Source organism: Niastella soli, assembly GCF_017742245.1.
Lineage (GTDB): Bacteria > Bacteroidota > Bacteroidia > Chitinophagales > Chitinophagaceae > Niastella > Niastella soli.
The window spans coordinates 2619957-2633084 of record NZ_JAGHKO010000001.1 but is presented as its reverse complement, the minus strand read 5'-3'; the positions used below and the strand labels follow the sequence as shown (position 1 = coordinate 2633084).

Annotated in this window: 10 protein-coding genes; 3 read left to right on the top strand and 7 right to left on the bottom strand. The window is 43.7% G+C overall.

Annotation, left to right across the window (positions count from 1 at the left end):
* Positions 1–285 precede the first annotated feature (285 nt).
* A complete protein-coding gene (locus J7I42_RS10880; RefSeq protein WP_209138806.1) occupies positions 286–1197 on the top strand; it encodes a T9SS type A sorting domain-containing protein in 912 nt (303 codons plus the stop codon).
* Between the two features lie 168 nt (positions 1198–1365).
* Here J7I42_RS10880 and uvrA read toward each other — a convergent pair whose 3' ends face one another.
* On the bottom strand, positions 1366–4176 hold the full coding sequence (gene uvrA / locus J7I42_RS10875) for an excinuclease ABC subunit UvrA (protein ID WP_209138805.1): 2811 nt from the start codon (positions 4174–4176) through the stop codon (positions 1366–1368).
* A 261-nt stretch (positions 4177–4437) separates the two neighbouring features.
* On the opposite strand from uvrA, the gene J7I42_RS10870 reads away from it, so the two are divergent.
* Positions 4438–5019, top strand: coding sequence for an RNA polymerase sigma factor (locus J7I42_RS10870; protein WP_014223477.1), 582 nt, complete (start codon positions 4438–4440; stop codon positions 5017–5019).
* 605 nt (positions 5020–5624) lie between these two features.
* Here the strand turns inward: J7I42_RS10870 and J7I42_RS10865 are convergent.
* A complete protein-coding gene (locus J7I42_RS10865; protein WP_209138804.1) occupies positions 5625–5801 on the bottom strand; it encodes a hypothetical protein in 177 nt (58 codons plus the stop codon).
* 351 nt (positions 5802–6152) lie between these two features.
* On the opposite strand from J7I42_RS10865, the gene J7I42_RS10860 reads away from it, so the two are divergent.
* The gene (locus J7I42_RS10860) at positions 6153–6956 is read left to right on the top strand and encodes a hypothetical protein (protein WP_209138803.1); all 804 of its coding nucleotides are present in this window, start codon (positions 6153–6155) and stop codon (positions 6954–6956) included.
* 80 nt (positions 6957–7036) lie between these two features.
* Here J7I42_RS10860 and J7I42_RS10855 read toward each other — a convergent pair whose 3' ends face one another.
* From J7I42_RS10855 to J7I42_RS10835, 5 genes are all read right to left on the bottom strand, one after another.
* A complete protein-coding gene (locus J7I42_RS10855) occupies positions 7037–8998 on the bottom strand; it encodes a protein-disulfide reductase DsbD family protein (RefSeq protein WP_209138802.1) in 1962 nt (653 codons plus the stop codon).
* An 87-nt stretch (positions 8999–9085) separates the two neighbouring features.
* Entirely contained in the window at positions 9086–9541 is a 456-nt protein-coding gene (locus J7I42_RS10850; RefSeq protein ID WP_209138801.1) for a protein-disulfide reductase DsbD domain-containing protein, read from the bottom strand.
* A gap of 69 nt (positions 9542–9610) precedes the next feature.
* Positions 9611–10315, bottom strand: coding sequence for a phosphoribosylformylglycinamidine synthase subunit PurQ (purQ, locus tag J7I42_RS10845; RefSeq protein WP_209138800.1), 705 nt, complete (start codon positions 10313–10315; stop codon positions 9611–9613).
* Between the two features lie 190 nt (positions 10316–10505).
* On the bottom strand, positions 10506–11501 hold the full coding sequence (locus J7I42_RS10840) for a hypothetical protein (protein ID WP_209138799.1): 996 nt from the start codon (positions 11499–11501) through the stop codon (positions 10506–10508).
* A 12-nt stretch (positions 11502–11513) separates the two neighbouring features.
* Positions 11514–13091: a hypothetical protein gene (locus tag J7I42_RS10835; protein ID WP_209138798.1), complete on the bottom strand. Its 1578-nt coding sequence runs from the start codon at positions 13089–13091 to the stop codon at positions 11514–11516.
* Between the last annotated feature and the right edge of the window lie 37 nt (positions 13092–13128).

Sequence of the window (13128 nt, the reverse complement as noted above, 5' to 3'; positions counted from 1 at the left end):
CACGTACGACCATTTAGAGTTTTCATCCCCCTAACGTAGTAACCATACTCCAATATCTGTTAGAATTTCCTTCCTGTTGTATTTCCCTGTTTGAAAGATTTTTTATTTGATCCATATCCTGTGTATATCCCACCGGTTTAGGTTTTTATTTACTCCCAAACTGTTCCACTCCTGTCTAAAGCCCTCGCGGTCTTACAGCATGTAAGTCGCTAACCGTGATCCGTATGTTTTTTTAAACAGCGGTTAAAACAATGCATTCTATTTCTGAACCTAATAAATGTATGTATGAAAAAGTTTTACCTCTTAATCATGGCATTGGTGTGCTATGTAACTACAACTATGGCTCAACCGGACCCGGATTGTCCAATAAACTATTTTGCTATTCCTTATATTGTTCCGGGCGGACCCAATTACTGCAAAGTGGTGGTTGGTAATGGACCCATTGGCGACCCCGGTACTGACATCAGATTGTTTATGTATGCACCAGACGGCCATCTGATCTCTGATTATAATAATTCAACTTCTGTTTTCTTCCTGACTGTTAACGGACCTGTATCTACCGGGAACTTTAATTATGCCTGCCAAACAATTGAACACATTGATGTAGAATACTCTGTAGGGGGTATTATCAAAACATGTACTATAAAACCGCTGCCTGCGGCTCCCCTCCCCATCAAATTATCGTCTTTTAACGGTCGTTTGAGCACTGAAAGTGAAGCTACTATCGCCTGGAGTTCTTCTATGGAAGAGAATAGCTTTAAATACGAAGTACAAAGAAGCGCTGATGGCAAAAACTTTGTAACGGTGGGCACCATAACTGCAGCCGGTACTACATTAGAAGGCGCTAAATATTCATTCAAAGATGTACTTCCTGCCAATGGCGGTTATTTCTATCGTCTTAATATGATTGACCTGGATGGCAAATCTGAATTTTCGAAAGTGGTATATGTAAACAGCAAAAAAGGCGCTGGCGTGGTAACAAAAGTATTCCCCAGTCCTTTCATCAGCGAAGTACAGTTGATCGGTGCTACATCTGCTGACCTTACTCCCAACAACATCAAAGTATTCAGTGTTACCGGTCAGTTGATCAAGTATCGGATTGTTGGTGCCAACGCCATTGCGATCGATGAAAATGCCCCTAAGGGTGTATACATTCTTAAAGTGAAGGACCAAACCTTTAAGTTGAGCAAACAGTAAACGCTAAATAGTTACCATAGGTAACGTTGTTCATAGAAAAAACCTGTCCCATTAACGAGACAGGTTTTTTAAATTATTGTCAGTGATTAGAATAGTTTAAAATATTTCGGAACTCGCCAACCTGGCGATCACTACCAGTTCAGCCGCCCACTCACAACTCACCACTCACTACAAAAATTTCCCTGTATAGCTCTCTTTCACTTTCTTCAACCCCTCCGGCACACCGGCATATACAATATGTCCGCCACCATCACCCGCTTCGGGGCCCAGGTCAATGATCCAGTCGGCGCTTTTGATCACATCGGTATTGTGCTCTATCACAAGGATAGAATGTCCCTGCTCTATGAGCGCATTGAAAGAGGTTAATAATTTCTTTATATCGTGAAAATGCAACCCGGTAGTAGGCTCATCAAAGATGAATAAAATGTGCCCCTGACTGCGCCCTTTACCCAGGAAGGAAGCCAGCTTTACACGTTGTGCTTCCCCACCCGACAGGGTATCTGACGACTGGCCCAGTTTAACATAGCCAAGGCCCACATCGCTGAGGGGTTTTATTTTATTGATAATGTCTTTTTCATCCTTAAAGAATTCCAGCGATTCATCTACACTCATTTCCAGTACCTCATACACGCTCTTCTCTTTATAGGTCACTTCCAGTACTTCTTCCTTGAACTTTTTACCGCCACATACTTCACAGGTAAGGTGCACATCGGCCAGGAACTGCATTTCAACGATCTGTTCGCCTTCTCCCTTACAGGTATCGCAGCGACCACCATCAACATTAAACGAAAAGTGTTTAGGTTGAAAACCGCGTATTTTACTAAGCGGTTGTTTGGCAAACAGATCACGCACTTCATCCCAGGCTTTTATATACGTTACCGGGTTACTGCGGCTCGATTTACCGATCGGGTTCTGATCAACCAGCTCTATCTGGGAGATGTAGTCAATATCGCCGGTAATGGCTTTATGCAAACCTGTTTTATCAACCGGTTCCCCTTTTATCTTTTTCAAACCCGGATACAGGATTTGTTTTACCAGCGTAGTTTTACCGCTGCCGCTCACCCCACTTACCACACACAACAAATTCAGCGGGAATGTTACATCAACACCCTTTAAATTGTTCTGCATAGCGCCTTCTATACTTACCGAACGGTTCCATTTACGAGTAATGCGAGGTACTTCAATTTTCAGGTCACCGCGCAGGTACTTGCCCGTAAGGCTTTTGTCATTCTTGATAATGGCATCATAATCACCCTGGGCTACTACTTCTCCACCCAGGTGGGAAGCCAGCGGTCCCATATCGATGATATAGTCGGCCTCGCGCATCATCATTTCATCGTGTTCCACCACTACTACCGTATTGCCCAGATCGCGCAGTTCTTTTAACACGCGGATCAACCTTTCCGTATCGCGGGAGTGTAACCCGATCGATGGTTCATCAAGTATATACAATGAGTTGGTGAGGTTACTGCCCAGTGAGCGTGTTAATTGTATACGCTGGCTTTCGCCGCCACTTAAGGAGTTGGCCAGCCGGTTAAGGGTCAGGTACCCCAAGCCTACATCGAGCAGGGTCTTTATCCGGTGGCTTATTTCAATCAAAATACGCTTACCTACCTGTTTGTCGTATTCGCTCAATTGCAGTTCGGCAAACCATACAGCCAGGTCTTTCACCGGCATTTCACACAGCTCGCCAATATGTTTACCACCTACTTTTACAAACAACGCTTCCTTGCGCAGCCGATACCCGTTGCAATCGGGGCATTGAGTGCGGCCGCGGTAGCGCGATAGCAATACGCGGTATTGTACCTTGTATAAGTTCTGTTCTACTTCTTTAAAAAAGTCGTTGATGCCATTTACAAACTCATTACCCTCCCACAATACTTTGAACTGGGCCTTGGAAAGTTCCATTACGGCTTTGTGCACCGGAAAGTCAAACTTGCGGGCGCCGCGGATAAACTGGTCTTTCCAGGCCCCCAGCTTCTCGCCTTTCCAGGGCGCTACCGCCCCTTCATATACGCTTAACCTTCTGTCGGGGATCACCAGGTCTTCATCAATACCCAGCACCTGACTAAAGCCTTCGCAGGTTGGACAGGCCCCAAAAGGGTTATTAAAGGAGAATAAATTGGGAACAGGTTCTTCAAACTGCATCCCATCCAGCTCGAACCGGTTGCTGAACTGTAGTTTGGTGGTACCATTCACTTCCAACATCAATTCGCCTTCCCCTTCATAAAAAGCGGTGCCGATGGAATCGGCCATGCGATGCCGGTCGTCTTCGTCAAAATCCTTTACCACCAGCCGGTCTACCAGCACGTAGGTATCACCGGTGAGTTTTGGCCCGGAACCTTTTGCTGTTGCTGCGTCGATCAGCTCTTCAATGCGTAATATTTCGCCATTGTATAAGCGGGAAAAACCTTTTTGCAACAGGATGTTCAGCTCTTCCAGCGGTTTGCGGTTCTTATGCTGTTTAAAAGGGATGAGAATAAGCACTTTATCGCCGGCTGGCCGTTTGGCAATAGCCTCAATTACATCGTTTATATCGTCTTTTTTTACCTCACGACCAGAAACAGGGGAAATGGTTTTTCCGGTTCGGGCGAATAACAACCGCAAGTAATCGTAAATTTCCGTCATACTTCCCACGGTACTGCGTGGGGTACGGGTAATTACCTTCTGTTCTATCGCAATTGCCGGGCATAAACCCTTGATAAAATCCACATCGGGTTTTACCATTCTGGCCATAAACTGGCGCGCATAAGCACTAAGGGATTCTGCATACCGGCGCTGGCCTTCGGCAAATAAGGTATCTATGGTAAGTGAGGATTTTCCCGATCCTGAAACACCGGTAACTACGATAAACTTATTCCGCGGGATCTCTACCGAAATGTTTTTTAAGTTATGCACCCTGGCCCCTTTAATAAAAATATTATCAGAGGATTTAGGCACAGGACTTGCTAATTTGTTAGCTTTTGTTGATGTTGCCATAATATTAAGGATACAAATTTATTGTATAACATCGCTTTTCGTAAATAGTTTCTTTAACGGTTATTGGGTAAAAAAATCTAAAAATTGCTTAAAGTTTGCTTTTTTCGAAAAAGTCTCTATCTTTAGTTAGTAATTTGTACAACGAATCTGAAAACTAAACACACACCGCCTATTGCACGGACACTTCTACTCAGAAAAGCCACTCAATTATAAAAATCCATTTAATAAATATCCTATCACCTTCAAAAAACCGTAGAAGTTATGAGTTCACTACGTAAAAAAACCGATCATGAGTTAATCCAAGACTTCCAGGATGGAGACTTGTATGCTCTTGAAACACTCATTCTCCGCCACAAGGAAAAGATGTACACTTCCATTTTATTCCTAGTTAAGGACAAATATCTCGCCGAAGATATTTTCCAGGATGTGCTTATCAAGATCATCGACACTATTCGTGGAGGTCGTTACACCGAGGAAGGAAAATTCCTTCCCTGGGCAATGCGTATTGCTCACAACTTGTGTGTTGATCATTTCCGTAAAGTAAAACGTACCCCTGCTATCAAAACCAGCGACGACAGGGATATCTTTGAAGTGATCAATTTCACAGAGGACGGTGCCGATCAAAAAATGATGAAGCGTCAAAGTTATGACCGCGTTCGTCAAATGCTTGATCTGTTACCGGATGATCAACGCGAAGTGATCATTTTACGTCATTATGCCGATCTGAGCTTCAAAGAGATCGCTGCCCTTACTAATTGCAGCATCAATACTGCATTAGGAAGAATGCGTTATGGCCTGATTAACCTCCGCAAAATGATGTTACAAAAAAAGATCGCTTTGTAAGAATTTTTTACTTTGGGTACTTCAGAAAAAATTTAACAGCATTTTCTGATTAGGGAACGGAACGAGCTGCTTAGATTTGAGATAACGATTCGAGAAAGTAAAAATATTGTCATTCTGGCCCTCCATCCGGGCCCATTTCCTGAATTGCTTGCTTGCCGGAAGGCTGGAACAGAATGACGCCTAATTAAACACCCCACTCAGGCTGAGCGGGGTGTTTTCTTTTTCTCCCATCACCGCCAACTGGCATACACGCAGGCCCTTCGGCTACTCACAATGCATTCATCTTCTTTATTAGTACTGAAATGTCACCGTCGCCCCCTAGGAAAATACCTGCTTTTCTTTAGTAAAAACATAATAAAAGCCCGGCAAGACCCTAGTCAGACATAGTGCAGATCCTAGTGATATATATCACTTATATACTACATATCCCACCAAACGGCAAGGAAAACGCCACTAAAACGCCACTGAGCAGTGGCCTTTTGGTGGCGTTTCGGTGGCGTTTCGGTGGCGTTTGGGTGGCGTTTTTAGGCGGGAAATGGCCTGCAGGACTACATCTGGAGAGAATCTGACTAGAAGTAAACTGGAGGATGAACAGGACTTCACTACTAGTCAGCCTCGTCATTATATTGATTTACACCTCTGCCGGTAGCATCTAATCGATAATAGGCATAAAAAGCCCTTGGTTGCGCTAAATGGACGTTGTACTCGGCACCCCAGACGCTTTCCCAACCACTAACGCCATCCAGGGGCGTAACACTGCCGCAGCGTAATGGTACCAGCATTGTATTGGGGTTGTAGTTTAATGGCCTGTATATTGTCTCAGGATGCTCTACGGATGCTCTACGGATGCTCGGGATATGCTCTTGGGCAAGACAACTACCAGACAATATTCAGACAACTTCCTGAGCACTACCTGGCCACTCCCCTACAGGGTAACGACCATTCCGGGAACAAAACCGCGCTAATGGTTACCTAACGAACCGGTTGAACCTGGTGTAAACATTAAAATATATCTTTGTTAATGCGTTCCATTACCCCCTTCAACTGCAACCAGCAATAAACAAGCTGTGCACGAAAAATCAGAAAGCTGCGGTAGGCGAAAAGGGAAGATCAGACAATAAACTCAAGCAATTATGCAAAAAAACATTTTATATGCTTTCGTACTGCTGTTTTTCATTGTTTCCTGTAATGACAAAGATTCACCCATTGACCCTGTTGAGCAGACCGATAAATGCCGTCTGATTAAAATGATTCAGGGTACGCACAATGGTGCTGAAGCGGATACCACATTTACCTTTTTTTACAATACTGCAGGTAAAGTAGAAAAGGTAACCGAATATAACCCCTACTACAACACTAAGGATACCTTTCTGTTGGCATACAACGATGCAGGACGGTTAGTGAGTGTAAATGCCCGCTATCGAGCCAACTATTTTAAATATAATTCCAACGGTACGCTGGCTGAAGCAATAGCAACAGGCGGTCTAACCGACACTACACGTTTTCGTTATGAATACGCCGGTTCTATCCTTCCACAAAAAAGTATCTGTTACCAGCATGACCTTGTTAATAAAACCTGGGATACCACAGAGTATCGCTATGTGTGGCAAAATGGCAATGTAGTTTCAAGGGAACAATTTTCAAAGGGCGTATCGGTGATCATTACAGGTTATCAATATGACACCATTCCCAACGTAGCCCCCGATCTGTTATTGATGGGTTTTCATTATACAATACCGATTGGCTATTATGAAGAATTTCTTTACTTCAACAAAAATGTGGTCAGAAAAGAGTCTACCCGCTATGCTGCAAGTCAATACACTTATCAAACAGATTCAGGCAGAATAGTAAAAAGTATAGAAAGCTATCTCAGGCCCCCTTATAATACCGATACAACTACCGGCTATACACGGAACTATTTCTACGAATGTAAATAAACATATTCCCTTATAAACAACAATCCCTTCCTACTGGCCAGGCCAATAAGAAGGGATTGTTTTATTATATCGCTTACTGTTTATTTAGAAGCGGTTTCCTGACCTTTCTTGTATGCATCAACACCACACTCCAGCCACTGGGCAAATTCCTTTGCACTGGGCGTGTATCCCTTGGTTTTAGTCAGTATCTTTTGATCGGGGCTGATGATCGCATATTGTGGTTGTGCTACTGCATCAAAATTCACTGATTGAAAAGTAGCCCACAGATCGCCCACGGTAATAATGTTTTTCTTCGTATTCGTTTTCTTATTATCGTATTCAAACTGTTGAGCTGCAGGTAACTGTCTCCGTTCATCTACATACAGCGATACAATAATAAACTTATCCTTTATTAAAGCGCCTACCTTATCGTCGGTCCATACGTTCTCTTCCATGCGGCGGCAGTTCACACAGGCCCAGCCGGTAAAATCTATCAACACCGGTTTGTTCTCTTTTTTAGCCCGCGCCAGTGCTTCCTGGTAATCATTGTGCAAAGGTTCTATACCCTTTTCGCAGTTCACCGGGTTTTTATACAAGCTATAGCAAAGCGGTGGCGGAAAACCACTGATCAAACTCAGGTTGGCGCTGTGTGTATTGGTAAGTCCGGGTATAACATACAGGGTGGCGGCACTAAACAGGGCAATAAACGCGAGCCTTGTTTTGCTAAATTTCTTAACCGGGCTGTCGTGCGGGAATTTGATCTTACCCAGCAAGTACAACACGATCAAAATGCCCACTATTACCCATATTCCAATAAATACCTCTCTTTTTAAGATACCCCATTGTTTTACCAGGTCGGCATTTGATAAAAATTTCACGGCCATGGCCAGCTCCAGAAAACCCAGCACCACTTTAACACTGCTCAACCAACCACCCGCTTTAGGTAATGATTGTAACCAGCCGGGGAACATGGCAAATAAAGCAAATGGGAGGGCCAGGGCGAGACCAAAACCAGCCAGTCCTACTGTTAGGGGCCAGGCGCCTTCAGCCGCTGTACCGGCCAGTAATGAGCCCAGGATGGGGCCTGTACAGGAGAAGGAAACAATGGCCAGGGTCATTGCCATAAAGAAGATACCACCCAGGCTACTCATGCCCGACCTGGAATCAATTTTATTGGCGAGCCCGCTGGGCAAACCAATTTCAAAATAGCCAAAGAACGAAATGGCGAAGAACACGAAAATGAGGAAGAAGAAAATGTTCAGCCAGATGTTGGTACTGATGTTATTGAGTATTTCGGGGTTTACACCGCTTACCAAATGGAATGGAATACTCAACAGAATATAGATCAGGAAAATAGAGAGCCCGTACATAACAGCATTGGCCACTCCTTTCTTTTTGTCTTTCGATTGCTTGGTAAAGAACGATACCGTTAATGGGATCAGGGGGAATACACAAGGGGTAAATAAGGCAATAAAACCACCGAGCATCCCCAGGAAGAAAATGCTGAGCATGCCTTTACCACCGGTATTTTCATCGCCACATCCGCTTACCGGGTGTTTAAGATCAAATGTAGACACATCTATCACGGGTCTTGCATCAATCCCACCTTCGAGTGGCACCGAAAAAGAGTATGCATTTAGCGGATAGAATTCATCCCCTTTTCCATACGTATAGCTAAAAGTACCTAATAACTTAGCCGGTACATCGCCGGTAAAAGTTACCGTTGCGGTAAAGGCGGCCTTGCCTTCGTATATTTTGAAAGTAGCATTGTCAAAAAGGGAGTTTTTGAATGCTTTATTATCGCCTGATTCTTTGAAGGGCTTTGTTATTTGAATGGAAGAATCGGCCAGCGCCAGTTCTACCGCCGGCACATCGCTGATCACTTCATTGGGGCCATACAGTTGCCATTTGGGGCTACCGGTTGTTGTGAAAGTTAATTCGTAAACTTTATCCTGGATCTTTTTTCCGGATACTTCCCATTGATAAGCAGTTGAATCCTGGCCTTTAACCACAGTGGAGTTAATAAAAAGCAGCATTATTAAACTCCATAGAAAATATTTCATAAAACAGAATACTGGTTGATTTAAAAAAACAAACGAGTTCTTTCAACAAGAACCCGTTTTTATCATTTGTTAATTACATGTAAGGTCTTAACCACCTACGGCAACAGAAAATGTTGTTTCAGATGGCGGTAAACATTTTTCATCGTTACAAACCATATACTCTACTTTACCAGCCACATTGGTCTTTGCTTTCGATTTTGTTTTAACTACCTGTATAAATTCAACCTTGTTTTCGTAGTACCGCACTTCACCGCCCCATACTTCTTCATTCTTTTTGATCAGTTTTCCGGTTTCTTTAGGCGCTCCGTCCAAAGCAACCAACGGATTTTTGGTGAAAGTAAAGGCAGTAGGGATTGGTCCATCTACTCCTACATTTTGAGAATAAATATGCCAGTTTCCGGTAACAGCAGCTGTGGCATGCACTTCATATGTTTTATCGGCGATCTTCTTGGAAGAGAACGTCCATTTAACCTGAGTACTTGACTGTGCAAAAGACACAGCACCGATCATCATTACCAAAAGGGAGAGCAGAGTTGCCTTCATGTTGTTTTTGTTTACTTATTAAAACAGTTTACCTGCTCCAAAAGTCTAAGAAATATTCTTAATAATTATCTAAAAATTTACCAACGCAGCTTTTTCATTGGCAACGGCGTTCACACCCAGGATCAACGATCCCATAACGATGCGGCCATCGGTATTTCCCAGTGCTTCGTTCGTTGCTCTTTCAGGGTGTGGCATCATGCCAAACACATTGCGTCCTTCATTACATATTCCGGCAATATTGCGAATGGCACCATTGGGGTTAGACAATTGTGTAACCTCGCCATTTTCGTTGCAATAACGATATATTACCTGGTTATTTTTCTCCAGTTTATCTAATGTTGCTTCATCGGCAAAGTATCTTCCTTCGCCATGTGCAATAGGTATTTTCAGTGCTTTATCAGCTCCCAGGCCTTTAATGTGTACATTTTTGCAAATAAACTGCTGGTTGGCATTGCGTAATAACGCGCCAGGCAATAAATGCGCCTCACATAAGATCTGAAAGCCATTACAAACCCCCAGCACTTTGCCGCCTTTATTGGCAAATTCAATCACGCTTTGCATTATTGGGCTGAACCGGGCAACGGCACCAGTACGCAGGTAATCGCCATAAGAAAAACCACCAGGCAGAACAATACAGTCTTCCGTGGAAAACATACTGAGGTCTTTTTCTTTATGCCATAACATGATTACTTCCTGATTCAGATCATTTTGCAAGGCATCCTGCATATCTCGATCGCAATTGGAGCCGGGGAAAACTACAACACCAAATTTCATCTGCTAATATTTATTGTTTTAAGCGAGTATTTGAACAAATAGGGTGCAAAGATAACACAGTTTCTTGTGAGCCGAAAGCCAAAAGCTGAAAGCCGGAAGCAAATACAATTTCCAGCCCGATCGCTGCTTCAGACTTTAGGCCTTAGGCTTTTGCCTGCCTCCTGTGGACTCATTAGCTATTAACTATCAATCAATTAACTAAACCAGGGGCTAGCCAGTAGTTAAGGTAGATCGCATACCCAAACAGGACCCACTGGATAAACATGGGCAGGCGGCGGGATGGGATGTAATAATAAGCGGCGGCATGGAATGCGGTAATTGGCACGGAGCAAAGCATCCAGCTGATATAATTATTGCCTCCATCGGCCATAATGATCAGCATGGCCATGATCAGGTACAACAACATCAGGCTCCAGCTTTTACGCACATGAATGTACATTTTGTTGAGGTTGGCCTGTACATAATATCCTCCGATTATAAATGGCACTATCAACAACGTAATGCTTATAGTGGTATATATATTGGATGGGATGGCAGGCAGCCCGATGGCAAAAACCGGTTTTATTTTGTTCCAGTCCCATTTATTACCCAGGTATAACACCAGGGCCAGAAAATAATAGGGTATGGTGATCCCCAGCACATTAATGGCCCATTCCCGCAAGCGGAACGGTCGCATGATAAACAGGGCCAGTAGTATCAGCAAAACAAATACTACAGCCGGTTTATATAATAACGTAACAATGCCTATCTGTATCCCAATACCCAAAATGGCAGGCGCCGGTCTTTGAATAGTGGGCAGGGTGGTCATGCGGTAAAAGATCCAGATCAGGAAGGTATTGGCCAGCAGGGGGGCCGAAAAATAGTTCCACTCCACAAAAAGCGAAGTAGTAAGCATGTGGGCCATGGCCGGCAGGTAATTAGGCCGGGGCAAGAGCTTTTGGTCGTTACAAATACGATTGAATAATAGCGCCTGACCGTACAGCATCAAAAAGGTGATAAGCACATACAGTACAGCCGGGATATGCAGGGGTTTTAACCACTCTATGAGCCAATTGTATAAAAAATGATCTTCCGGTTGTTGTATGGGACCGGCAGGGTGCAGAAAGCAATTAAATTTCAGAATTAAACCATAAACCAGCAATAACAGGATATTGCTGGAGGTTTTTTGCTTGAATATTCCTGTCACTCAAACAGTAATTTAAAATTCAATTTTGGCGAAAGTAAGATAGTTTCTGTATTGACATGGAACAAGTATGGAACCCGCACTTATCTGCTTAGCCAGTCTGGGCATGAATTCCACGCCTCTTTCCAGGTTTTTTAGTGTTGGGTGCCGGGTTATTTTACCATCTGCGCCCACACTGTGATCGTTCAGCAATAAGGTCCTTCGTTCGTACAAATTAAATAAAAAATGCAACTCTCCGCCGGTATTCATCAGGGTATGCGATACCAGGGCATCCGTTTCATCATCAAACTGCGTTTTGGAGATCACATTGCTCCATTGCAGTGTTTCGTCTTTATCGAACGACAGCACCATGATATTTTCCGCATGGTACCTGGTAGCAGCCGAACCTCCATAGCGGTTCCAGGGCGACCGCCAGGGGCTATAGTAGGGCGACCAGTAACTATAATCAAGTGGCGACGACCATGGATTGTTGTAATACAGATAATCCCATCTATTAAACGTGCCGCCGCGTGATGTAGTATACATTGATTCGGCGGTAAGGATATACCCCCCATCGCGCTTTATGATAATGTCATTGATGAAATAGTCATTAAAGGCAATGCGTAAGTTGGCATCGGGTCCCTTGGCCTGTTTGCGCAGGTCGTCATTAAAGACAAGCATTTGTTCCCTGAGCACCGAATCGGCGGCTTTGTCCCAGATCACGGTATACAACCCTTCTACATTGCCCCTTTTTTGTTTATAATACAGGGCCGAAAACAAATAACGCTTGTTAGTATTGTCGATCTTTACCTTCACCTCATCCAACACCCGTTCGTCTTTTCGGTCAAGGTCGCGAACGGTGAACTTCTCCTCCCTTGCTTTTTTTATGATCAGTTCCAGATTGCTGATGTAATCGCTCCCGTTCTTTCGCACAAACTTGCCAAATACCATATCCCCATCATTATCGATCAGAAAATCGGTAAAATAATCGTTCCGTTCTTCCATGGCCATGCTCATATGGTGCCTTTGCTGCAGTTGCATTTCTCCATTATAAAGCAGGGTGGTGAACAGGAAGTTCTTGGGATTCTTGTTATTGATCTTGAACACCATGATCTTCTGTTTGTCGTCGCTGAAAACGGTGCTGTATAATTTATTGCTGGCAGCCCAGCCAATGCGGGTGGTGTCCAGCTCAACAGGCTCGGTAAGACGTTTGGCATTGGCATCCAGCTTTACCGCCATACAATACACAATGCTTCTGCGCTGAAACTGGTAGATCATCCACACATGATCAGTGTAAGGCACAAAATCCACATTGATCCAACGGTCATCTAACGCGTCAACCTTCACCCGATCAATCAGTTTCATGTCCTGGTTATAAACGCTGATGGCATTCTCGTTACGGTTATTTTTAAAAACAAGGATGTTCTGACCAATTTTCCCAATGATCTCAAAGTCTGTTCTTCGGCTGTCTTCCCGTTCAGCTTCCGAATAAGTGATCTTTTGAGCGGTACTGATTGAAGAAAAAGTAACCAGCAACACTGCTATAAGGAACAATTGTCGCCCGATTTTTTCGCAATATTTCGTCATGATGGTGAAATACATGTTATATGCCAAATTACTGATTGTTAAACGGCTGCCCAAACTTTCAATA

What these genes read in the sequence shown, in the direction of transcription:
- J7I42_RS10865 (WP_209138804.1), bottom strand. Translation starts at nt 5,801, where the DNA reads ATGCTGGTACCATTACGCTGCGGCAGTGTTACGCCCCTGGATGGCGTT.
- uvrA (WP_209138805.1), bottom strand. Translation starts at nt 4,176, where the DNA reads ATGGCAACATCAACAAAAGCTAACAAATTAGCAAGTCCTGTGCCTAAA.
- J7I42_RS10860 (WP_209138803.1), top strand. Translation starts at nt 6,153, where the DNA reads ATGCAAAAAAACATTTTATATGCTTTCGTACTGCTGTTTTTCATTGTT.
- J7I42_RS10855 (WP_209138802.1), bottom strand. Translation starts at nt 8,998, where the DNA reads ATGAAATATTTTCTATGGAGTTTAATAATGCTGCTTTTTATTAACTCC.
- purQ (WP_209138800.1), bottom strand. Translation starts at nt 10,315, where the DNA reads ATGAAATTTGGTGTTGTAGTTTTCCCCGGCTCCAATTGCGATCGAGAT.
- J7I42_RS10870 (WP_014223477.1), top strand. Translation starts at nt 4,438, where the DNA reads ATGAGTTCACTACGTAAAAAAACCGATCATGAGTTAATCCAAGACTTC.
- J7I42_RS10850 (WP_209138801.1), bottom strand. Translation starts at nt 9,541, where the DNA reads ATGAAGGCAACTCTGCTCTCCCTTTTGGTAATGATGATCGGTGCTGTG.
- J7I42_RS10880 (WP_209138806.1), top strand. Translation starts at nt 286, where the DNA reads ATGAAAAAGTTTTACCTCTTAATCATGGCATTGGTGTGCTATGTAACT.